Annotated in this window: 22 protein-coding genes and 2 tRNA genes; 15 read left to right on the plus strand and 9 right to left on the minus strand. The window is 48.5% G+C overall.

Annotated elements, in window-relative coordinates:
• Positions 1 to 54 precede the first annotated feature (54 nt).
• Entirely contained in the window at positions 55 to 1,356 is a 1,302-nt protein-coding gene (locus Mpt1_RS01570; RefSeq protein ID WP_048111558.1) for an O-acetylhomoserine aminocarboxypropyltransferase/cysteine synthase family protein, read from the plus strand.
• Here the strand turns inward: Mpt1_RS01570 and argH are convergent, their stop codons facing one another.
• Together argH and Mpt1_RS01580 are read right to left on the minus strand one after the other, a co-directional pair.
• The gene (gene argH / locus Mpt1_RS01575; protein ID WP_048111559.1) at positions 1,357 to 2,808 is read right to left on the minus strand and encodes an argininosuccinate lyase; all 1,452 of its coding nucleotides are present in this window, start codon (positions 2,806 to 2,808) and stop codon (positions 1,357 to 1,359) included. It lies immediately after the preceding gene.
• Positions 2,809 to 2,812: 4 nt separating this feature from the next.
• Entirely contained in the window at positions 2,813 to 4,051 is a 1,239-nt protein-coding gene (locus Mpt1_RS01580) for an argininosuccinate synthase (RefSeq protein WP_048113621.1), read from the minus strand.
• Between the two features lie 237 nt (positions 4,052 to 4,288).
• On the opposite strand from Mpt1_RS01580, the gene argC reads away from it, so the two are divergent.
• The 5 genes from argC (at position 4,289) to Mpt1_RS01605 (ending at position 9,302) form a co-directional block, all read left to right on the plus strand.
• On the plus strand, positions 4,289 to 5,305 hold the full coding sequence (argC, locus tag Mpt1_RS01585; protein ID WP_048111560.1) for an N-acetyl-gamma-glutamyl-phosphate reductase: 1,017 nt from the start codon (positions 4,289 to 4,291) through the stop codon (positions 5,303 to 5,305).
• A 2-nt stretch (positions 5,306 to 5,307) separates the two neighbouring features.
• Positions 5,308 to 6,534: a bifunctional ornithine acetyltransferase/N-acetylglutamate synthase gene (gene argJ, locus Mpt1_RS01590; protein ID WP_052399350.1), complete on the plus strand. Its 1,227-nt coding sequence runs from the start codon at positions 5,308 to 5,310 to the stop codon at positions 6,532 to 6,534.
• A complete protein-coding gene (argB, locus tag Mpt1_RS01595; protein WP_052399224.1) occupies positions 6,534 to 7,355 on the plus strand; it encodes an acetylglutamate kinase in 822 nt (273 codons plus the stop codon). The genes argJ and argB overlap by 1 nt, the downstream gene beginning before the upstream one ends.
• 2 nt (positions 7,356 to 7,357) lie before the next feature.
• A complete protein-coding gene (locus tag Mpt1_RS01600; RefSeq protein WP_048111562.1) occupies positions 7,358 to 8,530 on the plus strand; it encodes an acetylornithine transaminase in 1,173 nt (390 codons plus the stop codon).
• A gap of 88 nt (positions 8,531 to 8,618) precedes the next feature.
• Positions 8,619 to 9,302 (plus strand): DUF7523 family protein, encoded by a 684-nt coding sequence (locus Mpt1_RS01605; protein ID WP_048111563.1) that lies wholly within the window; start codon positions 8,619 to 8,621, stop codon positions 9,300 to 9,302.
• Positions 9,303 to 9,348: 46 nt separating this feature from the next.
• On the opposite strand, the gene Mpt1_RS01610 is transcribed toward Mpt1_RS01605, so the two are convergent.
• From Mpt1_RS01610 to Mpt1_RS01625, 4 genes are all read right to left on the minus strand, one after another.
• Positions 9,349 to 9,846, minus strand: a complete 498-nt coding sequence (locus Mpt1_RS01610; RefSeq protein ID WP_148305795.1) for a hypothetical protein — start codon at positions 9,844 to 9,846, stop codon at positions 9,349 to 9,351.
• A gap of 48 nt (positions 9,847 to 9,894) precedes the next feature.
• Positions 9,895 to 9,971, minus strand: a tRNA-Thr gene (locus Mpt1_RS01615).
• Positions 9,972 to 10,061: 90 nt separating this feature from the next.
• On the minus strand, positions 10,062 to 11,015 hold the full coding sequence (locus tag Mpt1_RS01620) for an InlB B-repeat-containing protein (RefSeq protein ID WP_048111565.1): 954 nt from the start codon (positions 11,013 to 11,015) through the stop codon (positions 10,062 to 10,064).
• A 139-nt stretch (positions 11,016 to 11,154) separates the two neighbouring features.
• A complete protein-coding gene (locus tag Mpt1_RS01625) occupies positions 11,155 to 12,354 on the minus strand; it encodes a hypothetical protein (RefSeq protein WP_148305796.1) in 1,200 nt (399 codons plus the stop codon).
• Positions 12,355 to 12,597: 243 nt separating this feature from the next.
• Between Mpt1_RS01625 and Mpt1_RS01630 the strand changes: the two genes are divergently transcribed.
• Both Mpt1_RS01630 and Mpt1_RS01635 read left to right on the plus strand, forming a co-directional pair.
• On the plus strand, positions 12,598 to 13,290 hold the full coding sequence (locus Mpt1_RS01630) for a peptidylprolyl isomerase (RefSeq protein WP_048111567.1): 693 nt from the start codon (positions 12,598 to 12,600) through the stop codon (positions 13,288 to 13,290).
• 49 nt (positions 13,291 to 13,339) lie between these two features.
• Positions 13,340 to 13,414 (plus strand) — tRNA-Arg (locus Mpt1_RS01635).
• Position 13,415: 1 nt separating this feature from the next.
• Here Mpt1_RS01635 and Mpt1_RS01640 read toward each other — a convergent pair.
• A complete protein-coding gene (locus Mpt1_RS01640; RefSeq protein WP_158386722.1) occupies positions 13,416 to 14,603 on the minus strand; it encodes an ATP-binding protein in 1,188 nt (395 codons plus the stop codon).
• 323 nt (positions 14,604 to 14,926) lie between these two features.
• Here Mpt1_RS01640 and Mpt1_RS01645 point away from each other — a divergent pair, with 323 nt between their 5' ends.
• The 3 genes from Mpt1_RS01645 to Mpt1_RS01655 all read left to right on the plus strand — a co-directional run bounded on the left by Mpt1_RS01645 (position 14,927) and on the right by Mpt1_RS01655 (position 17,684).
• Positions 14,927 to 15,967: an epoxyqueuosine reductase gene (locus tag Mpt1_RS01645; protein ID WP_048111568.1), complete on the plus strand. Its 1,041-nt coding sequence runs from the start codon at positions 14,927 to 14,929 to the stop codon at positions 15,965 to 15,967.
• A 45-nt stretch (positions 15,968 to 16,012) separates the two neighbouring features.
• Positions 16,013 to 17,032 (plus strand): asparagine synthase-related protein, encoded by a 1,020-nt coding sequence (locus Mpt1_RS01650; RefSeq protein ID WP_158386724.1) that lies wholly within the window; start codon positions 16,013 to 16,015, stop codon positions 17,030 to 17,032.
• A gap of 73 nt (positions 17,033 to 17,105) precedes the next feature.
• The gene (locus Mpt1_RS01655; protein ID WP_048111570.1) at positions 17,106 to 17,684 is read left to right on the plus strand and encodes an acetate uptake transporter; all 579 of its coding nucleotides are present in this window, start codon (positions 17,106 to 17,108) and stop codon (positions 17,682 to 17,684) included.
• Positions 17,685 to 17,766: 82 nt separating this feature from the next.
• On the opposite strand, the gene thpR is transcribed toward Mpt1_RS01655, so the two are convergent.
• Positions 17,767 to 18,318, minus strand: coding sequence for an RNA 2',3'-cyclic phosphodiesterase (gene thpR / locus Mpt1_RS01660; RefSeq protein WP_048111571.1), 552 nt, complete (start codon positions 18,316 to 18,318; stop codon positions 17,767 to 17,769).
• 97 nt (positions 18,319 to 18,415) lie between these two features.
• On the opposite strand from thpR, the gene Mpt1_RS01665 reads away from it, so the two are divergent.
• Genes Mpt1_RS01665 through Mpt1_RS01675 form a run of 4 tightly spaced genes read left to right on the plus strand, consistent with a single transcriptional unit; the run spans position 18,416 to position 20,820 of the window.
• A complete protein-coding gene (locus Mpt1_RS01665; RefSeq protein WP_048111572.1) occupies positions 18,416 to 19,831 on the plus strand; it encodes an MATE family efflux transporter in 1,416 nt (471 codons plus the stop codon).
• A gap of 43 nt (positions 19,832 to 19,874) precedes the next feature.
• Positions 19,875 to 20,009, plus strand: coding sequence for a hypothetical protein (locus Mpt1_RS07845; protein ID WP_274518177.1), 135 nt, complete (start codon positions 19,875 to 19,877; stop codon positions 20,007 to 20,009).
• A 4-nt stretch (positions 20,010 to 20,013) separates the two neighbouring features.
• On the plus strand, positions 20,014 to 20,562 hold the full coding sequence (locus tag Mpt1_RS01670; RefSeq protein ID WP_052399227.1) for a GNAT family N-acetyltransferase: 549 nt from the start codon (positions 20,014 to 20,016) through the stop codon (positions 20,560 to 20,562).
• Between the two features lie 3 nt (positions 20,563 to 20,565).
• The gene (locus Mpt1_RS01675) at positions 20,566 to 20,820 is read left to right on the plus strand and encodes a hypothetical protein (RefSeq protein ID WP_048111573.1); all 255 of its coding nucleotides are present in this window, start codon (positions 20,566 to 20,568) and stop codon (positions 20,818 to 20,820) included.
• Here Mpt1_RS01675 and Mpt1_RS01680 read toward each other — a convergent pair.
• On the minus strand, positions 20,812 to 21,726 hold the full coding sequence (locus tag Mpt1_RS01680; protein WP_048111574.1) for a DUF5685 family protein: 915 nt from the start codon (positions 21,724 to 21,726) through the stop codon (positions 20,812 to 20,814). The genes Mpt1_RS01675 and Mpt1_RS01680 overlap by 9 nt on opposite strands.
• Between the last annotated feature and the right edge of the window lie 23 nt (positions 21,727 to 21,749).

The raw sequence follows: 21,749 nt of genomic DNA on the forward strand, positions 1-21,749 counted from the left end.
TGTTATTAATGCTCATTCAGAGGTTTTACCCTGAGCGGATCGAATAAAGAAAACATACCTTCAGGCCCGACAAACAAGAAAAAGTTAAGGTTCGAGACCCTGCAGCTGCACAAAGGACAGGAGACACCGGACCCCCTCTCCGGTGCGAGGGCGACACCGATCTATCTCACATCGGCGTATGTCTTTAAAGATTGCAAGGACGCAACAGAAAGATTCGCACTCTCAAAACCCGGAAACATATACGGCCGTCTTACGAACGATACCCAAGCGGTCCTGGAAGACCGCATGGCCGCACTTGAAGGAGGTTCGGCAGCGCTGGCAACAGCATCGGGGGCCGCAGCCATCACCTACACTCTTCAGAACGTGGCGTCCGCGGGAGACCACATAGTGGCTGCCAACAACATTTATGGCGGAACTTACAACTTCCTTGCACATACATTCGAGAAACAAGGTGTGAAAACAACCTTTGTCGATCCGATCGACCTAAAGAACTTTGAGAAGGCAATAAAAAAGAACACCAAAGCGGTGTTCATTGAGACGTTCGGAAATCCCAATTCGGATTTTATCGATGTCGAGAAAGTGGCGGAAATAGCCCACAAAAAAGGGATCATCCTGGTCGTTGACAATACCTTTGCGACGCCATATCTTTACAGACCTCTGGAACATGGTGCAGACATCGTGGTGGAATCGGCGACGAAATTCATCGGAGGGCATGGGGTCGTCCTCGGCGGAGTGATAATCGAGAGCGGTAAGTTTGATTGGGCAGGCAGCGGAAGGTATCCCGACATCGTGGATCCGGATCCAAGCTACCACGGGCTGAGCTTTTATGAATCCGCAGGACCCGCTGCCTTTACGGCAAGAATAAGGGCGATCCTGCTCAGGGACACCGGCGCGGTGATATCGCCGATCGCGGCATTCTCTCTCCTCCAGGGGCTTGAGACATTATCCCTGCGTGTCGAAAGGCATGTGCAGAATGCGTTGGAAGTGGTCAATTATCTGAACGGCCACCCCAAGGTTATGAAGGTCAACCACCCATCGCTCGAGGATCAACCCAGCCATGAGTTGTACATGAAGAACTTCCCCAACGGGGCAGGTTCGATCTTCACATTCGACATAAAAGGAGGGGAGAAAGAGGCGATAAAGTTCATTGACAGTCTGAAGCTTTTCTCCCTTGTCGCAAACGTGGCAGACATGAAATCGCTGGTCATACACCCTGCTACCACGACCCACGGTCAGTTGAACGACAAAGAGCTCGAGGAGCAGAAGATCAACCGCAATACGATCCGTCTCTCGATAGGATGCGAGAACATAAAGGATATAATCGCAGATCTGGAGCAGGCCTTAAAAAAGGTCTGATCAAACATCTTTCAGCAGGTCATCCCAGCATTTTTCTATCAGCTGGGTCTCCAATCTTATCTTGCTGTCCCTTTCCATTATCGCACCTATAGCTTCGGTGATCTGCATATCGGTGGACCCGGAAGACGTGCCTCCGTATGATATGCGCCTTTCAACGCACGCCTTCGGCGATATGACATCATAAACATCTTTTTTTATTGAGCCGGAGAACTTCTTGTATTCTTCAAGGGTCAGTTCTTCCAGTGTTTTACCTTTCTCGATGCAGTATCTTACGCTCTCACCGACGATGCTGTGCGCTTCCCTGAAAGGTATTCCTTTTACAACAAGATAGTCGGCAAGGTCCGTGGCATTTATGAAACCTTTTTCCGCTGCCTTTTGCATGGCCTCTTTGTTGACTTTCATCGTCGAAACAACTTTTGAAAGCATATTTGCGCTGTCTGAAATTATCACCATCGAGTTCATGACAGGTTCCTTATCTTCCTGAAGGTCCCTGTTATAGGACAGCGGAAGCCCTTTCATGGTCATCATCATCGAGACAAGATTTCCTACGACCGTACCGGTCCTTCCTCTTATCAGCTCTGCGACATCGGGGTTCTTCTTCTGAGGCATTATGGATGAACCGGTCGTATATGCGTCGGCCATCTCGATGAATCCGAATTCCTGGGACGACCACAGGATCAATTCTTCGCATATCGAGGACATGTCCAAAGCTGTCATGGAGGCGCAGAACAGCGTTTCCGAAACATTGTCCCTTGAAGCCACCGAGTCCATCGAGTTCTGTGTGGGGGATTTGAAAGCAAGTGCGTCCGATGTCATTTTTCTGTCTATCGGGTATGTTGTGCCCGCCAATGCCGCCGAACCGAGCGGACACCTGTTCATTCTGTCGAAAGCGTCAATGAATCTGTCGGCATCCCTCGACAGCCTGAACACGTGCGCCAACATATGCTGCGCAAGCGTCACGGGCTGGGCATGCTGCATGTGGGTGAAGCCGGGCATTATAGTATCGCCGTGTTCCTCCGCTATCCTGAGCAAGCTCGTTGCAAGCGTATCTATGTCGATCACAGCCTCAAGGATGATATCTCTCAGATACATTTTGAGATCTGTGGCAACCTGGTCGTTCCTGCTGCGTCCGGTATGCAGTTTGCCTCCGACCGGACCTATCATCTCTGTGAGCTTGAATTCGATGTTGGTGTGGATATCTTCCAGAGATTCGTCCACGTTGAAATCTCCGTCTTCCATTTTTTTGACTATCCTAATCAATCCGTTTATGATCTCGTCGGCATCTTTGGCGGGGATTATCTTCTGTTTCTTCAGCATTCTGACATGGGCAAGCGAACCCATGACATCATAGAACGCAAGCGCCGAGTCGACATCCAGGGATGAAGTGAATCTGAATGTGGACTCGTCCGCCTCGTTTTCGAACCTTCCCGACCAAAGAGCCTGTTTTGCCATGTCATCACTTCTTTTTGCGTGCCTTTGCGGCCGTTCTGTCCGGCAGTCCCCAGCAGTAAATGAAACCGACGGCTGCGTTGTGGTCGAAGCTGTCACCCTTTCCGTATGTGGACAATCCGACATCGTATAACGAGTATGGGGACTTGCGGCCTACGACCATGCAGCTTCCCTTGTGAAGTCTGACCCTTATCTTGCCGGTGACAAATTCTTGCGTTTTGTCAACGAACGCACATATCGGCTCACGGAGCCCGCCGAACCACAACCCGTCATAGATCAGCTGGGAGAGCTTTTGTTCGATGCCTCTCTTGTATTCTATGACATCCTTTGTGAGCGTCATGGCCTCAAGGGCGCGGTGCGCCGTTATCAGGACAATGGAAGCGGGGCATTCGTATGTCTCCCTGCTCTTTATTCCGACCAGGCGGTCCTCTATGTGATCGATGCGTCCGACCCCGTTCCTTCCGGCGATCTTGTAAAGTGATTCGATGAGCTCGACACCTTTCATGCGTTTTCCGTTCAGTCCGACAGGTATGCCTTTTTCAAAATCTATCTCGACATACTCCGGTTCGTTCGGAGCGTCCTTTGGGTCAACTGTGTGTACCCAAACATCCTTGGGAGGCTCTGTCCATGCGTCCTCCAGCACGCCCGCTTCGCATGATGCGCCCCAAAGGTTCTCATCCCTTGAATAAATGCTGTTCTTTTTGACGATTATCTCGATCTTATTCTTGTTAGCGTAATCGATCTCTTCCTCACGGGTCATGACCCATTCTCTGATGGGCGCTATGATCTTGAGGTCCGGGTCCATCGAAACTATCCCCACATCGAACCTCACCTGATCGTTGCCCTTTCCGGTGCATCCGTGGGCAACGTATTTTGCACCCTCTTTCTTTGCGACCTCGACCAATTTCTTTGCTATCAGCGGTCTTGCGATGGAAGTGCTGAGCGGGTAGATGTTCTGATACATGGCGTTCGCTTTCAGCGCCGGCCAGATATATTCGTTGACAAATTCGTCCTTCGCCTCTATGAGCTGTGCCTTCTCGGCACCGTTCCTTATGGCACGTGCGATGATATCATCACTGCTCGGCGGCTGCCCGACGTCGATCGCCACAGCGATAACGTCAAGATCGTACTTATCTTGGATCCATTTTATTGCGATAGATGTGTCCAATCCTCCGGAATACGCCAAAACAACCTTTTCCCGTTCTGCATTACTTTTTGGATCGGTCTTTTTTGCATTGCTAGCCATTGTATCCATTAACCATAAAAATCTTCTTTATTTAAACAGTTGTTTTGAAGAGTTGTCGTTTCATTGATCGGGACGTGTAGTGACACTGTTGTTACTGTGGCCACATTGCGTTATCATGTCGCCATTTCTGTTACGTCAGCAACTTTTTGGACAACACATGTTTTGTTTAAGACACATCACATATATCAGTGTTTTATACTGCACCATTATTAACTTTGGACATAGGAAGTTCACAAAATGGACAAGGTAGGAATAATCGGGGGAACAGGATATACGGGGAGTGAGTTATCACGCATGCTCTGTACACATCCGGAAGTAGAACTGGCAGCACTTACTTCGCGTCAGAATGCCGGAAAGAAGGTGTCCGAACTTCAGACATTCCTGAAGGGTTATTCTGATATCCGTTTTACCGAGAAGATAAGCGACACCAAGGATCTCGACCTCGTGTTTGTCGCCACTCCCCACGGCGTAGCGATGGACGAAGTCCCGCAGCTGATGGAATCAGGCGTCAAGGTGATCGACCTGTCGGGGGATTACCGTCTGCGCGACAAGGCCGAATATGCTAAGTGGTACGGACATGAGCAGACAGACGCGAAGAATCTGAAGAGTTCCGTTTACGGACTCCCGGAGTTCTTCCGCAGTAAGATAAAGAATGCGGACCTGGTCGCAAACCCTGGATGCTATGCAACATCGATAATCCTTGCATGCACACCGCTGGTAAAAGCGGGCGTTGTCGAAACCGATATCATTGCCGATGCCAAGAGCGGAACGTCCGGCGCGGGAATGGTGCCGTCCGCACGCCTTCACCATCCGTTCTGCGGTGAGTCGCTCATCCCATATAGTGTAGGAACTCACCGCCACACGCCGGAGATCGAGCAAACGATCGGAGACATCACAAAGGGCGGTGTCAAAGTGACGATGGTACCTCAGCTCCTACCGATCGTGCGCGGGATACTTTCGTCGTGTTACATGAACTTAAAGAAAGATATGTCCGATGAAGAGATAGCAAAGATCTTTGAGAAACAGTACGGCGAAGAGCATTTCGTCCATTACGTTAAGGAACCGTCCATCCGTGCCGTCGTCGGCTCCAACCATGCGCACGTTGGATCCAACGTTATAGGGAACAAAGTAGTGGCATTCGGAGTTTTAGACAATCTCGTTAAGGGGGCATCAGGCCAGGCTGTTCAATGCATGAACCTGATGCTCGGCATAAAGGAAACAACAGGAATAGACACTCCAGGATTGGGTGTATGAACATGATAGAAGAAATAGAAGGAGGCATAACGACCCCTCAGGGGTTCAAGGCCGCAGGTGTACACAGCGGTGTAAAATATCGTGCATTGGACCTCGGAATGGTGTACTCGGATGTACCCGCATCGGCGTTCGTTGGATATACGAGCAATGATGTGAAATCGGCACCTGTGCAGGTGATGATGAAGGAGAACTCGCCGAAGCTTTCCGCAGTGGTGATCAACAGCGGAAATGCGAATGCACTCACGGGACGCCGCGGGGTAGAGGATGCGATCGCTATGAAGCAAGCAGTTGCGAAAGAGCTGAATATAGATCCGATAGAAGTGGGCGTGATGTCCACAGGCCTGATCGGGCGTTTCGTCGACCTGCACAAGATACGCTACGGAATAAACCGTGCCGTACGAGCTCTCGACCTGGGGCGCGAAGCCGACAGTCTTTTCGCAGAAGCGATAATGACCACGGACACAATCAAAAAAGAATTCTCGGTACGCACACGTCTCGAAGACGGGACCCTTGTGTATATCGCCGCCGTATCAAAAGGCAGCGGAATGATATCTCCGCACATGAAGGTGCTACACGGCACAACGCTGTCAGTTGTCACAACGGATGCGAATCTTTCGATAGATTTCCGCAGCAAGTGGCAGGAGATCCTTGATGACAGCCTTAACATGGTGTCGGTAGACGGGGATCAATCCACAAACGACACATCCATCCTCATGGCGAACGGTAAGGCCGGAGGCAAATACGCCGATGAGGATCCGGAGTTCATAGCCGCGCTTGAAATGGTCATGACCAAGATCGCAAAGACGATAGCCAAGGACGGAGAGGGAGCGACAAAGCTCATCGAAGTGCAAGTGACGGGAGCGGACACAAAAGAGGATGCCCGCAAAGCCGTCCATAAGATCCTGAACTCGCCGTTGGTGAAATCTGCGATATACGGATCGGATCCGAACTACGGGCGCATAATGATGGCTCTGGGGAACAGCGGATGCAAGTTCAACATAGAGGATGTACGCCTGACGATAAAAGGCGGAGATCTGGAAGTTCCAATACTCGATATGGGAGCGCCGGTGTTCCAGGAGGAACGTTCCGTTGAGGTGGTGCGCATGGCAATGGACAACACCGAGGTCAGCATCCTGATAGATCTCGCATACGGAAAAGAATCCGCGGTGGGATGGGGATGCGACCTTACGTACGATTACGTACGCATCAACGCAGAATACGCGTCGTGATGAAGATGAAGATATACGTCGTGAAGTTCGGCGGAAATGCGATCCGCGGTAAAGAGGACCTGATGCGCTTGTCCAAGGAAGTGGCCGAACTCCTGAAAGAGGATGTGAAGATGATCCTTGTGCACGGCGGAGGCCCCGAGATATCCGCCGAAATGGAAAAAAGAGGCCTCAACCCTAAAAAGGTCGCCGGCCTGAGAGTCACGGACGAGAGTACGCTCGAGGTAGCACAAGACGTCCTAAGTGCTTTGAATAAGGATGTTACGGACAGTCTCACGGAAGCATCCGTCCCCGCGATAGGGATGCCCGGATATCTGTGCACTTTGTGCAAAAAGAAAGCACCTTATAAGTTGACCGAAGAAGGGAAGGAAGTAAAGGTGGACCTCGGTCTCGTGGGGGAGATCGAAGAGGTATATCCAGATACGTTAATGGACATTCTGGATAAAGGGATAACACCCGTGATATACCCGATCGGTAAAGACAAGAAAGGCAGACTTCTGAACGTCAATGCGGATACAATGGCCGCCGGTATAGCGGCAGGCATCGAGTGCGAGGAACTGATACTGATATCAGATGTCCCCGGGATATTGATGGATGTCAAAGATCCATCCTCCCTCGTTAACAAACTCACTCTCAAGGAGGTAGATGATCTGATAGCGGACGGAACGATCTCAGGCGGAATGATCCCCAAGGTGGATGCATGCCGCAGCGCCCTCTTCGCAGGCGTCAAGACGGTGCGCATGGTGAATGGGAAGGATCCCCGCAATATCCTCACAGATGTGATGAAGAACGTACCTCACGGAACAATAATAACAAAGTGGTAAAGATGGATCTCAACGAAATAAAAGAACTCAATTCAAAGTACCTTTTCCAGAATTACGGGCGCATGGATATAGCGCTCACACATGGAAAGGGAGCGTACCTTTACGACACCGAAGGCAAAGAGTATCTCGACCTGGTCTCGGGAATAGCTGTGAACTCCATAGGATACGCACACCCAGAATGGGTCAAAGCGATGGAAGATCAGATATCCAAACTCATACACGTTTCCAATCTGTATTACACGGCGGAGCAGGCCGAGCTCGGAGAAAAATTGGCGTCGGTCATGCCCGGAGACCTCCAACGCTCACTGTTCGTGAACAGCGGCGCAGAGGCGAACGAAGGTGCAATGAAACTCGCCGTCCGTTATACCAAACGCAGCAAGATCATCTCCGCTCTCAACGGCTTCCACGGCCGCACGTCGGCATCGCTGGGCGCGACAGGGCAGACCAAGTATCAGGAATCCTTCGAGCCGCTGATAAGCAACGCTTTCCGTTACTATGAGTATGATAACATCGAGTCTGTAAAGAGCATGATCGACAAGGACACAGCAGCCCTTCTGGTCGAACCGATACAGGGGGAAGGCGGCGTGGTCAAAGCGAAAAAAGAGTTCTTCAAGGGAGTACGCGACCTCTGTACAGATCACGGCGTGCTGATGGTGGTCGATGAGGTACAGACCGGGATCGGACGTACCGGTAAATGGTTTGGTATTGAGGAGTCCGGTGTTGTCCCGGATGTGATAACAATGGCAAAGGGCCTCGGAGGGGGCGTACCGATCGGAGCGATCACCACCACTCTTGAGATATCAAAAGTGATGACGCCAGGAACGCATGGGACCACATTCGGAGGGAACCCTCTGGTCAGCAGATCCGCATGCGCTGTGATCGACATAATAAAGAAAGAGAAACTTGTCGAGAATGCGGGAAAGGTCGGTAAAGCATGGATGAAGGACTTAAAGGGAGTGGGTTCACCCAAGATCAAGGACGTTCGCGGTTCCGGATTCATCATCGGCGTGGAGCTGAATTCGAACGAGACAGCATCTCAGCTTCAGAGATCGATGCTGAAAAAAGGGTTCATCGTGAACATCTGTCACGGTCATGTTCTGCGTTTGATCCCGCCCCTGATATTGACGTCCAGACAAAAAGATGATTTCATGTCAGCTTTCAATGAAGTTATCTGAAACCAGACACTACACATCCTTTTTCTAAACTTTTTAATACATTTTGTTCTGAATAGGACATAAATACTTAGAGAATATTTAGGTGAGCATGTCCAACATTGCATCAAAAGAAAGTCTTGCGGAAAGAACAAGAGCATATATAGATGCGCATCCGAGCATTAAAGACTGTATAGCTAAAGGCCTGATAAACTACTCTTCTCTGGCCAGGATGATAATGAAGGATATGAATGTCGATAATGAAGAGGCCGTGATGATCGCATGCCGCCGGTATGCGGGCAGGCTGAATACCACAAGCGACCATGAGCTCAGCATACTCAAGATCCTCAAGGACAGCAGATTGGAGATGAGGACGAAAACGTGCATTGTCACAGCGAAGAACGACTGGACCGTTCTTCACAAGATGGACAGCTTATTCAAGGATCTGTGGAACGAGAATTCCATCATGCAGGTGGTACAGTCGGCATCGGCTGTGACGATAATAGCGGACAGCATGCTCAAGGACAGGATCGTCGATACCGTCGGAAGGTTCAATATCATAAAGATAAGGGAGAATCTCGTGGAGATCGCAGTCAAGTCTCCCGAGAAGATCGTGGACACAAGCGGTGTTATCGCTTATCTCATAACGAACCTCTCCGATGCGGGCATCAACATCGAAGAGACGGTCAGTTGCCACACGGACACGATATTCATTGTCGGCGAGAAAGATATGATCAATGCGTACTCCGTGCTGACCAAATGCATACAGTCGGCCGAGAACCTGATCAAGAACTGAAAAAGAACGTTCTGCGGCAGCGTGCTATCTGAACAGTCGTTCGCGTTCATTCATAGAAGATTCTTTTTCTTAAGTGTCTCACTGACTTGTGTTCAATGAATTCGCCATTGAAGTGTGTGGTGACCCTTCCATACTGGTCCCTGCTAATGTTATGTATATTGGAGTAGACATAATAATCAAAAAGGAATGTATCCGGTTCCTCGGGGGTGCCGCTTACTCCGACGGCAATGAACAGCGGACCCGACAACTCAACATATGCTTTTTCTCTGGAAAGACACTCCTCTTTAAAATAGAGTTCAAGTTGGTTCCCCTTGAAGTTGGTCCCGTATATGCAATCGACCCAGAACTGAACTCCTTTGTATTCGAACATCAGGTCTGGCTCCTGAATGCCGTTCCTTTTCTCATCCAGTTTCTGGTGCCAGTCTTTTGGTTCCAAAACGGGGAAAAAGCCATGATCGACCATCAGATCGAACAGAGAGCGTTCAAATCTAAGCCCTATATTGGGGCTTGCCTTCTGCTGCCCATGATGATGTATCATGGTCAAGGTTAAGTTTCACTCGTCCGGATCATGTCTTAAGTTATCATAATGGAGTGGAGCCACCTCGGAGATTCGAACTCCGGACCTGCTGATTACAAGTCAGCCGCACTACCGGGCTATGCAAAGGTGGCTTAAGTCTGCTGTATGTGGGCATTCTTTTTATTACTTTCCGTTTGGGAACAGTAAGAAAAAATAAAGGCGGGGTCGCCCCCGCTGTTTCATTAAGGTTTCTTGAACCAGAGGAACCATACTACTACGCAGATAACGGCCAGAACTATGGCTATGATCACTACGTAAATGACCATCGAGCTTCCGCCGTTATTCGATCCTTCGCCGGGTCCGCCGGAATCTTTGACGAACGACGCGGTCAGTTCGATGTTCGAATCCACCGTTATTGTACGCACCGCCTCCGTATTGCCGTCGGACCACTCTTTGAACACGCTACCTTCGTCGGCGATAGCTTTTATCGTCACCGTTGAGGATTCGGCAAATGTTCCGGCACCTTCCACAGTCCCGTACCCATGGACATGTAGGGTCACTGTGAAATTCTGGATCGGCGTTGCACCGGTGGCTTCAAACGTTGCGTTACTGGCCGGTACAGTGAAATTATCGCCTGCGTTGTATGAAGCACCATCAACCGTAATGGTTATCGGCCCTTTGAATCCCGTAAATGGGTCCGCTTTCACAGTTATTACGGTTCCGGGGAAAAAGGAAAAGGTATCCCCAACTTGCACGGCACCCCCGGAGTCACCCCCAATTTTCCATATCACATTATTTCCCGTAAATGTGAGAACGGTCTTCTCGGGAGCCGTTGTCTCATCTTTGAACTGTGCATTAAGATTTATGGAAGCGTTAACATCATTAAACGTCAGCGTCGGACTGAATAAATTGGTTGGCGTTACCCATTTATAGAACACATAACCACTAGCTGGAATCGGTTTCACAACTACTGTTGAGCCCGCTGTGATAGGCACGGGCGCAGTATAAGTTGTGAATTCAGCATTATCGATTTTGTATTCTATCGTACCGCTCCCCTCTGTAACTGAGACGGTCAGTACATATGTGGCGTCTGCAGCAGAATTGTCATTGCTCTGCGACAAAGCACCGAATGCTGACAAGAACATTAGCGCGCCAAAGGTCGCAATTGCCGCGATCATCATTTTGTCTGTTTTCATTATTTCACCTCATCTCCCATCATGCCAGAACACAAACGCATCCCTGCATCACAACGATATCGATGAATGGCTCTACACATTTTTAACATATAGCGTGAAACGCAAGAAATAAAGGATCGGGGTTGCCCCCATTGTTTTATTATGGTTTTCTGAACAAGAAGTACCACAGTACCAAGCATATGATCAGGATCACCGCTACTGCGATCGCCACATACATGAGCGTCGAGTTACCGCCGCTGTTATTGTCGATATGGCTTACTCCGGCCACTGTGAATTCGACATTCGATGTGACCTCGAAATCATCGCCGGCCGTGTATGTTGCGGTACCCGCTTTGATGACCGGTGTACCTTCGAAATCATGATCTATCGTTACGTTAACCTTTATTTTGTCTCCGTAGGTGATCTGAGTAGTGCTTCCAACCAAATTCTCGCCGTCAAGGACCCATGTTACGCCCGGTGTATCCTTGAATGTGACCGTGAGGACCATCAACTGAACACCACTCGCAGTGAAAGTGACATCCGATGCGACCGTGAAATCATCGCCCGCCGTGTAAGTTGCGGTCCCTGCTTTGATGATAGGCGTACCTTCGTATCCCGGTTTGAGTCCCGTTGTCACCTTTATCGGCGGTGTGCCATATGTGACAGTAACAGTGCTTGTGGTGACTGGGTTGCCGTTGTATTTCCACACAATGCCTGGGTTGGCTTCGAATGTGACAGCGAAGGTCTTTGGATGTATACCAGATGCCATAAATGTTATATCCGCGTTGACAGGAAATTCTGCCCCCATGCTATAGGGTATGCCATTCGCCATAATTGCCAATATTCCTTCATACCCATCATTAACAGTAGCATCGACAGTTATCTTCTTTCCGGTTTCAACAGTAATGTTGCTATTTGTGAACGGACTTCCGTTGTACTTCCATGTAATGCCTGGGTCTGTAATGAACGTAATTACACGGCCCTGTTCTACGCCGGATGCAACTTTGAACGTAACTGCCGACGTGACTGTGTATTCCGTTCCCGCTGTGTAAGGACTGCCTCCCGCTGTTATAGCGGGTGTTCCGACATATCCCTGATTGAGTGTTACGGTCACAGTTATTTTCGTTCCGGAGTCAACATTCATGGGGTTATTGGTGTTATCAATTGTAACATTGCCCATTTTCCATGTGATGCCGGCGGAAAGTTCGAATGTAACGTCATATTTTACCACTTCATCTACAGGGACTATTGCACCTTCTGCATTGCTGTCTGCGCTCTGCACTGCCACGAATATGACAGATAACATTACAAGAGCGCCGATGACAGCAAATGCTGAGATCAACTTTTTGTTTGTTTTCATTTTATCACCTTGATATCCCATCATACCCGAGTTGTTGTGTGTTCGGGTATTATCAGGTATGGTTACGAATGGCTCTTCATACTCTTTAATGTAGGGTATGAAAAATACAAAAAAGAAGGAGAAACAGCCGTGTCAGGCATCGCTGAATCACCGAAAAAATAGGTTTAAACGACCGACATCTTTAATATGTATTAGATAATCGCGCAAACATTAGAACATCAAAATAACTAATGGTGACTGAAAATGGCAGACAATGACGCTAAAAAGATGGTCCGCCTGGACTACAAGGCATATTTCGCAGAGGGCGGCAGGCTTTACGACACAACAGACGAGGCCGCAGCCAAAGAGGCAGACATCTTCAACGAGAAGTACACATACGCACCCATGGCATACATCGTGGGATCCGGGAAACTATTCCCCGCACTCGATGATGCGATCTCAGACGCTGAGGTAGGAAAGGAAATCGAGGTCACAATCCCCACAGAGGAAGCCGCGGGCCCCAGGGATCCCAAGCTCATTGAGGTATATCCGATAAAAGAGTTCCACAAACAGGAGATCAACCCGTACCCCGGACTTCAGGTCACACTCGGGAACCGCGTAGGACATGTCATGTCCGTAGGCGCAGGGCGTGTAAGGGTCGACTTTAACAGCCAGCTTGCGGGATTCGACCTGTTGTACAAACTCACTGTCACAGAGATCATCGACAAGCCCGAGGACAAAGCAAAAGCGATCCTTGAGGTCGACTTCGGCGACAGCGAAGGATTCTCATTTGCATTCCCCGAAGGAAAGGTCGTTGTTACGCTTTCGGAGATCACAAAATTCCACCAGGACTGGCAGGTCGCAAGGTTCAAAGTGGTGACCGATCTCAGAGAGGCCTTCGGCGTTGATACAGTTGAATTCGTCGAGGTCTGGTCTGCAAAGAAGAAGGACGAATAAGATCAAATCTAAAGAGTTTAAAAACCACTTCACTCAAACTTATTCTTCTGGACGGGTGGCCTAGTCTGGATATGGCAGCAGCCTCCTAAGCTGCAGGCCGGGGGTTCGAATCCCCTCCCGTTCGCTTATAATTCTTCATCATTCAGCAAAAAGTCCCTCAAATGAATGCCGATTACTCCCTCATCGGAGCGTTCTGCGAATCTGTCCAACGAAACCACATATTTCGGGAAGTTGTCCCTTATCTCTTTCAGCGGAGCGAATTCTCGATCATAAACTTCTTTTGTGGAGAACTCCAGACACACCTGTATATATATCCGCTGACCGTCTGTTCTCTCAGCAACAAAATCTATCTCTTTTGTGTCAAACTTCCCTACGGATACATTGAATCCCCGTCTCACAAGTTCGATGTAGACGATATTTTCTAAGATTCCCTGAATATTATCCGCCCTTAAGCCTCGTATCGCATATTGCAAACTGTGGTCGGCAAGGTAATACTTGTCATTGGTCTCAAGCAGCCGTTTACCCTTTACATCGTAACGTTGCGCACGCCTTATGAGGAAGCCCTGTTCCAAGTATCTCATATAATTGACGATCGTTTCCGGATCGGTCCCCTTTCTACCCTGGCTCTTCAGGTAGTTTGCGATGCTTAAAGGAGAGACCAAGTTGCCTACGTTATCGTAAATGAAAGCGGCTATCTTTTCCATCAGTTGGGGATTCTTTACCGAGTTTCTTTTAATGACGTCACGCAACAGGGCCGTATTATGAATATCGGTTACAATGTGTGTCGCGTCACGTTCGGAAAAATCGAACATCGAGATCGGAGGGAAACCGCCCAGTCTGATATATTTCTCAATATCGGGATCCTTTTCAACTCCGCATTCCTCTCTGAACTGGATGAATTCTTTGAATGAAAGCGGATACAGGGTAAAGCTAATGGTCCTTCCTCCGAGAAGTGTGGAATAATCCGTGTCAAGCAGTTTTGAATTGGAGCCTGTGACATAGATGTCTGTGTTCATAAGCCGGATCGAATTGACTGCTTTCTCCCAACCTTCGACCTCCTGGACCTCGTCTAAAAAAATATAATATTTCTTTTTGTCTTTGATCTTTTTTTCTATGTAGTCAGCTAATTCAATGTAACTCAAAATGTCAAAGAATTCTGACTTCTCGAAGTTCATTTCTATAATGTGATCCGAATCGGTCTTCTTCAGGATCTCTTTTTGGATCAGCCTCAACAATTGGCTTTTACCGCTCCGTCTGATGCCCACTATTACTTTAACGAACGGTTTGTCAATGAATGTCTTAATCTTTTCCATATATAATGGACGATCGATCAGTATCTCTTTTTCATCCATTCTTCATCAAGATACTGTATGCGTTTCGCATATATAATATAATGTAAAACTTTAGTGTCACCCTAAACTTTTTATTATTTTCACTAAAAACTTTAGGGTTACCCTAAACTTTTTTCATCAATTTGCAGGCCGGGGGTTCGAATCACGCCCTCCCGTTCGCCACCTATACTTGGCAGATCCAACTGAAATGTAGCAGAAACGTTGTGGTATGTTGTTAGTTCAGTTAAAAGCAAAGTTGTCAAAACGTTCAGCAACTTTATTAATGGACAGGCTTTTTTATTCACATGGCAGGCTTAACAAAAGAACTCGCACTGAAGATGCCTCTCAACCTGGGGGCATCCAAATCCGGCATCGCTACAAGGGAAACGCTCAGAGGTCAGCATCTGGCGGATATGGAATATGTGCTTCCGGATGCAAGATCGGCAATAATATTCTGCGTACCGTTCGATCAAAGTCTCATCGAACCCTTCCTTAGCAAAAAGAGCTTTGAGTTAAGCACCAATAAGATAAGAACGACCACATTCGCTTTCGGAATATCTTTTGAAATATCCACGGTGCTCACATCGTTAGGCTATAAGGCATACCCCATCGCTTCGAACTTTGCCTTCAGGAAAGAGTCCGAGAACGGTATTTTTGACCGTATACCTCCCATATCGCTCAAGCTGATGGCGAGAGCCTGCGGACTGGGGCACATAGCACAGTCTGGCCTTCTCATCAACAAGGAGTACGGAGCGGCGTTCTCTCTTGGCGGTGTAGTAACGGACGCAGATCTGGAACCCACCCCGCCGCTGCCCGAGAGCGGGAACTATTGTGACGGATGCCTGATGTGTAAAAGGGCGTGCATCGTCGACCATATCAACCCCGGGAGAGTAACGATAGAACTCGGGAACGAGACAATAAGGGCCGGCAACTGCAGATTGCCCGCAAGGTGCGCATACCCATGCGGAGGGCTTACCGGATTGCATAGGAGCGGCGAATGGTCAACATGGTCGCCCGGACGTTTTCCGCTGCCGGAGGACGATGAGGAGTACCGTACTATTTCAAAGAAATATGTGCAAAGATACCTTCAAAGAAAAAGAGAGGGCGCGATATCTTACAACCCCTTGCTGGCGTATCCTTATGAGATGCAGTATGCATGTTGCAATTGTCAATTCGTCTGTCATCCGGACTTAGAAGAAAGGAAAAAAAGATTCGGGATGCTGAGGAACAGCGGCGTAGTCGTAGAGAAAGAGGACGGACGAGTATATGCGGTCACGCCACAGGAGGCGAAGAAATTCATTTCTGAGATGCCGCCGGAGAGAAAAAAACTGTTCACTGACGAATGATGTACCATTTCAAAGAATGTTTTCCTGCAGCGGGAACAAATGCGCATGTTGAAGTCTTATAACATAGAGGTAATATCGCCGCATATGCCTTTCAGATATGCCGGAATGGAAAAAACTATTGTCAACGCTATAAAGGACGCTGTCGAGGGGAAGGATGTTGCCGTTGCCTTCTCGGGCGGGTTGGACTCGGGGTTGATGTCGGCCATTGCCAAGAAGTATGCCGACTCGGTTCATTTGTACACATGCGGGACAACCAAATCACATGACACAATAATGGCAAAGGATCTTTCCGAAAAGCTGGAGCTTCCGTGGACGCTCGCCGAGATATCAAAAAGGAATGTCGAACTGCTCATAAAAGAAATGATCGCCGCCACCGGCACTACAGATCCGTTCACCATCTCCTACGAGCTGCAGCTGTTCTGTGTCTGCAGGGAAGCGAAAGAGGACGTCGTAATAACAGGCCAGGGCGCGGATGAATATTTCATGGGATGTGCGAAATTCGTCGACCAGACCGACAACGATTATGAGATGCAAAGGAAAGCGGCCGTGGACAGACTTCTGAAAGTATCCATTCCATGCGAATTATTTATCGCCAAACACTTCGGAAAAGAGCTTCTTTATCCGTATATGTCGGACGAAGTGTTATCCGGCGTCAGGGAACTCGACGAGAATGATCTGAAACCAAAGGATATGGATTCCAGGAAGATAGTCCTTCGAGAGATAGCGGAGGACCTGGGATATCCGTACATCGCGACAAGGCCGAAGAAGTCATCGCAATACGGTTCCGGAACCACAGACATCATCCGTGCGTTGGCAAGGGAAAAAGGATTGTTCTATAACGAGTACATCGCATCCCTGTGCGACGAGGTTTTATTTAACGGGAATTCAAAGGGCAGAGGCTCGGTCATCAACGCGCGCATCGATTCGATCGTTAAGGTCGAGGCCGAGAAGATATTGCAGCAGCTGAGGCTGTCGCCATCTGAGGCGGTGGAGATGTTCTATCGGAGGATCATTGAGGACGGCGGCATACAGTCAGTCGAAAGACCTGCGAAGAAAGATCGTTGACAATCAGCCATGGAATCGGAATTTTATCTCACAACGCTGGGTCAATTATATAAACTATTGAATAGGATACATAGTGGGTGAAACCTTAACAACTTCAACTTCAAATGAGTTAGCCAACCCGGTAACGTTAGGTCTTTACGGGTTCGCTTTGGCAGTGATATTGCTATCGATACACAATCTCGGATACTTCGGAATGGATCCGACTGTGATAATGGCGGCAATATTTATGGGTGGTATAGCACAGTTAATCGCTGGATTGATAGAGATGAAGAAGAACAGCATGTTCACGGGGACCGTATTCACATTATTGGGGCTCTTCTGGATAGCATTCGGTATCTTACAGATGGGTGCATTAGGAGTGATCTCATTGGGTGCGCCGAACCACACTTCTTTGTCCACATTCTTCCTTATATTCACGATATTGGTAATATTGCTGACATTCGGTACGTTCAAGCTCCCGAAGTCATTCATTATTACCTTTTTGCTGATAGTCGTGACATTGGTCCTGCTGACAAGCGGAGCATTCTTGGAAGAATCGATCCTCACGAAGGCAGGCGGTGTTGTCGGGTTCCTAGCGGGAGCGGCAGCAGTCTACATAGCATCCGCCGAAATATATGCCGAGCAGTACAAGAAGCCCATACTGCCCCTTTAAACAATAAAATGTCCCATCCGGGACATCACTATTTTTTTTCCTGAGACAACGGGTCGGTTCTTTTGTTTCTAATAATGGAACATTAACTTTTTTCTTTATGAAGATGGAATGAATCAATCACAGAGTGCTCTGCGCCCTGGGCTGTAAGCACACTTTTCATAAGGAAGATCTCAGAGCAAACAAAAGAACCGACCTCGAGTTCCTTGTTTTCATTAATGAACTCTGTAAGGCGTTTCGAGGGGTCTCTTACCCTGCCGATGGTGATGTGTGCCTTGAAGGGCTTCCTGTCATAATCTATCCCGATAGAATCCAGCATTTTGTCGAGATCGGAAAGAATGCTTGAGAACGGCTCCCCCGGTGCGGAGCCTATCCAGACAACACGGGGGGAATTGTTATTCGGAAATGCTCCTATACCTTTCATAGATACATCAAAATTGTGATAATTTTCTAAAGATCTCATATGTGCGGACAATTTCTTCAATTTCGAAGCATCCACATCACCCAGGAACCGCAGAGTAAGGTGGATCTCCTTTGACACGCCGACCCCCCGGATATCTTTCAATTCTTTCAAGGAGTCTTGGATCGGAGGCATCTTCGGAATGCCGATCGATATGAACGACCTTATCTTTTCCATTTCATCAGATAAGGGCTGTCTTCAGTATTATAATTTAACATAGGCGAACTAAAGTGTTAAAATAGTTCATCCCAATAGACTGAATCGAGGGAACGCTGTGGAAGGATCCGAGATGACCAAGGATGTTGAAGTTCTTCTCGGGAATCCGAAAAAAGCTATTCTTGCGATGGCGATCCCCACCACAATAGCGCTGGTGGCCCAATCCGTTACCAACCTGACCGATGCCATGTGGGTGTCCGGCTTAGGAACAGATGCGCTTGCCGCAGTAGGGATAGTGTTCCCGCTTTTCTTCATAATGGTGGGGATCGGTCAGGGTATCGGCATAGGTGCCGCTGCTGCGATCTCGAAAAGGATAGGTGCAGATAACAAAGCAGATGCAGACAGAACGGCCGCTCAGGCCGTGGCATACATGATAGTTGCCAGCGTGATAGTGACCATAGTGCTTTTGATATTTCTTGAACCCATTTTGAGATTTTTGGGGACCGGCGCCAGCGAGGAGACCATACAACAATGCCTCAGGTTCGCAAGACCGATGGTAATGTTCACGATCGTGTTCCTGGCAGTCGGGGTGATGTCCAATGTCATCAGATCGGAAGGGGCCGCCAAGCGATCCATGTATGTGGTGATCATGGTGGCGGTCATCAATCTGATAATAGAACCGTTCTTCATTTATGACTACGGACTCGGATGGGGTATGACCGGAGCATCGCTCGCCACTATAGTCGCGGAGGCGGCAGGTATAATGGTGATAATCTATTGGTACATTATCAAAAAGGATCTGTTCCTGAAGTTCAGATTCAGAGGCTTCAGATTTGACCGGCTGATAGCGAAGGATATCTTCAGTGTGGGTATCCCGGCCGCTTTCCAGATGATCGTGATATCGCTCGTTTCGATATTCATGCTCCGTATATTGCTTATGGCGGGCGGAGATGACGGCGTTGCGATATACTCCTCAGACTGGAGGATCATCAGCATCCTTACGATACCGGTTATGGGTATCGCGATGGGAATAGTCCCTGTATGTGCCGCCGCGCTCGGAGCGGAACGTTATGATAAGATCAAGGACGCTTACAACTATGCGCTGAAGATCTCCATCTCATTGATGGTTGTTGTTATGATTATTACGATCATCTTCGCACCGCAGATGAATATGGCCTTCACATATTCGGCTGATACTGAGCATTTGAGAGGAGGCATGACCGATTTCCTCAGAATAGCGGCATTGTTCCTGCCGTTCTTTGCGATGGGGAATTGTGCCGAATCGCTTTTCCAATCCTTGGGAATGGGAGTGAGGTCTCTGACCTCTACGATATTCAGGAATTTCCTGATGATCCCTCTTTGCTATGCCGCAGCGGTACTGACATCCGGACTGACATACATCTGGTGGGGAGCATCGTTCGCAGAGATAATAGCATCCGGACTCGTCCTTATATGGAGCTTCTATGTCCTGAGAGGCTTCATCAGGCGCAGATCCGGAATCGATAGAAAGCCGTCCGAAGCGTGTTCGAACTGAGTATTTCAGAAAACTTAATACCTGTAACACTTATCCGATCATCATGCCCCATGCCCCGATATTTGTGGATCATCAGGCAGATCTCGCCAAAGGCAACCAGGGGCCTTTTCATGCCGGAAGAACGGAAAAGAGCGTAGATGCCGTAAGTTCACTTTCTGTCGCGATCATAGGCAGGTGAAGATATGTGGAGAACGTTCCCGATCCAAACATCCAACCTTTACCTAAGGCCGTTCAAGATAACGGATGCGGCGAAGGCGTACGAGAATTGGATGTCGGATGATGACGTGACCGAATTCCTGACCTGGGACACGCACAGATCTCCCGAAGAATCGGAAAATATAATAGGGAAGTGGGTACGAGAATATGAATACGGCACCATGGAATGGTGCATTGTGCACAAACGGAAGGAAGAACCGATAGGGAGCATCGCTGCGGTGCAGGATTTCCCGGAAATGAGATACTGCGAGATCGGGTATTGCATCGGAAAGGAACACTGGGGGAAAGGGTACATGACGGAAACGGTGAAAGCTGTGACAGAATACATCTTTAGGAATACGGATTATATCTGGATCCAGGCAAGATGCGACTCCGAGAACTACGGATCGAGAAAATGTCTCGAAAAATGCGGCTACAAACTGGCTGCGGTCTTTGAACTTCCCAATGAAAGGATGGGCGGAGAGATAAGAACATACCATATGATGAGTATCGAACGCAAAGATATCCGGATGTGAACCATGAGCAACGAGAACTATCAGAAATGCCGCACATGCCGTTTTTGCATCCATTCCCGTGATAGCTGGGTATGTTCGCTGAGAGGTTCGCCCACGCACGATGACGGCACATGTGAAAGATACAGGCCGGGTTCATGCGAGAACTGCAACAACATCATTCTGACCAAAAGTAAAGCCGTATGCAGGGTCACCGTAGAAGAGACCGATGTACTGAATGTCTGTTCCGATTACGACCCATCGGGAAGAAGGTCAGTATGAGGCGTTCCTTTTTTTGCGTCCTTCGAATGTATTCTTAACGGAAGCCTTTGCCAGACTTGAACCGAGCATGACGTTCTTTGCCGAATCCGGTATTCCGTAGTATACAATGTTGTCGGTCACGCCCACATCGCACTTCATCTTTTCCTTCAGAGCCGAATACGATGCCTGGAGATCACCTATGACCTTGTTCAGGGAGCCGGATATCTCGTACATGTTGTCGTTAATGAACTGCATCTTATTCTTGAACGGTTTGCCGCCTGCCAGCAGGGGGTTGTACGTATCATCTAAATAATCTTGGTCGAGGTCGTCCACCGCGTCCATCATATACACTGCGGCGGTCAGATGGGTGAAAATGTTCTCCAGGCCGTCATCTGCCTGTTCCCCGGCGATATCTTTCAGTGCGAACGCAAGGGATCTGCCGAATGTCTCGCCCATACGCACAGCGTCTGAACACCCGGCCTCTTCCATGCTTCTGAGTTTTTCGAATCCTTTCCCCACAACATCATCGTATTCCGGATACTTACGTTCGGCCTTAGATATCGCTTTTCCCAGTATCACGGAGGCCGCACTGCTTTTTATCGAAGGTTTATCATATTTGTCATCAACAAGCTCCCATTTTGTCAGGAGGATCGTGTATGCCGCCATTTTCCTGAAAAGATCGGAATCGGCCTTTGGATCTTTGAACACGCAGACAGGTGATATTTTCGTACCATCGAAATAAGGACAGTCGCCTGTGAATGAGTTCATTATGATCGTGTTGAATGTCATATCATAATTTACGGCAGACGTAGACACAACTCCGAATTCCGATTTGAGCTGGTGGCAGGTCTCGCAATAGTACCTTCTGTATGAGGAAAGGTCCGACGGGGACATTTTCATGTAAAGAGGGATGGTGTATCCGAACATATGACAAGCACATAAAAGACGAA

The sequence above is a fragment of the Candidatus Methanoplasma termitum genome (assembly GCF_000800805.1).
Taxonomy (GTDB): domain Archaea; phylum Thermoplasmatota; class Thermoplasmata; order Methanomassiliicoccales; family Methanomethylophilaceae; genus Methanoplasma; species Methanoplasma termitum.

Coding starts and splice junctions, on each gene's coding strand:
- Mpt1_RS07845 (WP_274518177.1), top strand. CDS start 19,875: ATGCCCCATGCCCCGATATTTGTGGATCATCAGGCAGATCTCGCCAAA.
- argC (WP_048111560.1), top strand. CDS start 4,289: ATGGACAAGGTAGGAATAATCGGGGGAACAGGATATACGGGGAGTGAG.
- Mpt1_RS01675 (WP_048111573.1), top strand. CDS start 20,566: ATGAGCAACGAGAACTATCAGAAATGCCGCACATGCCGTTTTTGCATC.
- Mpt1_RS01620 (WP_048111565.1), bottom strand. CDS start 11,015: ATGAAAACAGACAAAATGATGATCGCGGCAATTGCGACCTTTGGCGCG.
- thpR (WP_048111571.1), bottom strand. CDS start 18,318: ATGGAAAAGATAAGGTCGTTCATATCGATCGGCATTCCGAAGATGCCT.
- Mpt1_RS01645 (WP_048111568.1), top strand. CDS start 14,927: ATGGCAGGCTTAACAAAAGAACTCGCACTGAAGATGCCTCTCAACCTG.
- Mpt1_RS01600 (WP_048111562.1), top strand. CDS start 7,358: ATGGATCTCAACGAAATAAAAGAACTCAATTCAAAGTACCTTTTCCAG.
- Mpt1_RS01670 (WP_052399227.1), top strand. CDS start 20,014: ATGTGGAGAACGTTCCCGATCCAAACATCCAACCTTTACCTAAGGCCG.
- Mpt1_RS01580 (WP_048113621.1), bottom strand. CDS start 4,051: ATGGCTAGCAATGCAAAAAAGACCGATCCAAAAAGTAATGCAGAACGG.
- argB (WP_052399224.1), top strand. CDS start 6,534: ATGAAGATGAAGATATACGTCGTGAAGTTCGGCGGAAATGCGATCCGC.
- Mpt1_RS01680 (WP_048111574.1), bottom strand. CDS start 21,726: ATGTTCGGATACACCATCCCTCTTTACATGAAAATGTCCCCGTCGGAC.
- Mpt1_RS01630 (WP_048111567.1), top strand. CDS start 12,598: ATGGCAGACAATGACGCTAAAAAGATGGTCCGCCTGGACTACAAGGCA.
- argJ (WP_052399350.1), top strand. CDS start 5,308: ATGATAGAAGAAATAGAAGGAGGCATAACGACCCCTCAGGGGTTCAAG.
- Mpt1_RS01605 (WP_048111563.1), top strand. CDS start 8,619: ATGTCCAACATTGCATCAAAAGAAAGTCTTGCGGAAAGAACAAGAGCA.
- Mpt1_RS01625 (WP_148305796.1), bottom strand. CDS start 12,354: ATGAAAACAAACAAAAAGTTGATCTCAGCATTTGCTGTCATCGGCGCT.
- Mpt1_RS01640 (WP_158386722.1), bottom strand. CDS start 14,603: ATGGAAAAGATTAAGACATTCATTGACAAACCGTTCGTTAAAGTAATA.
- argH (WP_048111559.1), bottom strand. CDS start 2,808: ATGGCAAAACAGGCTCTTTGGTCGGGAAGGTTCGAAAACGAGGCGGAC.
- Mpt1_RS01650 (WP_158386724.1), top strand. CDS start 16,013: ATGTTGAAGTCTTATAACATAGAGGTAATATCGCCGCATATGCCTTTC.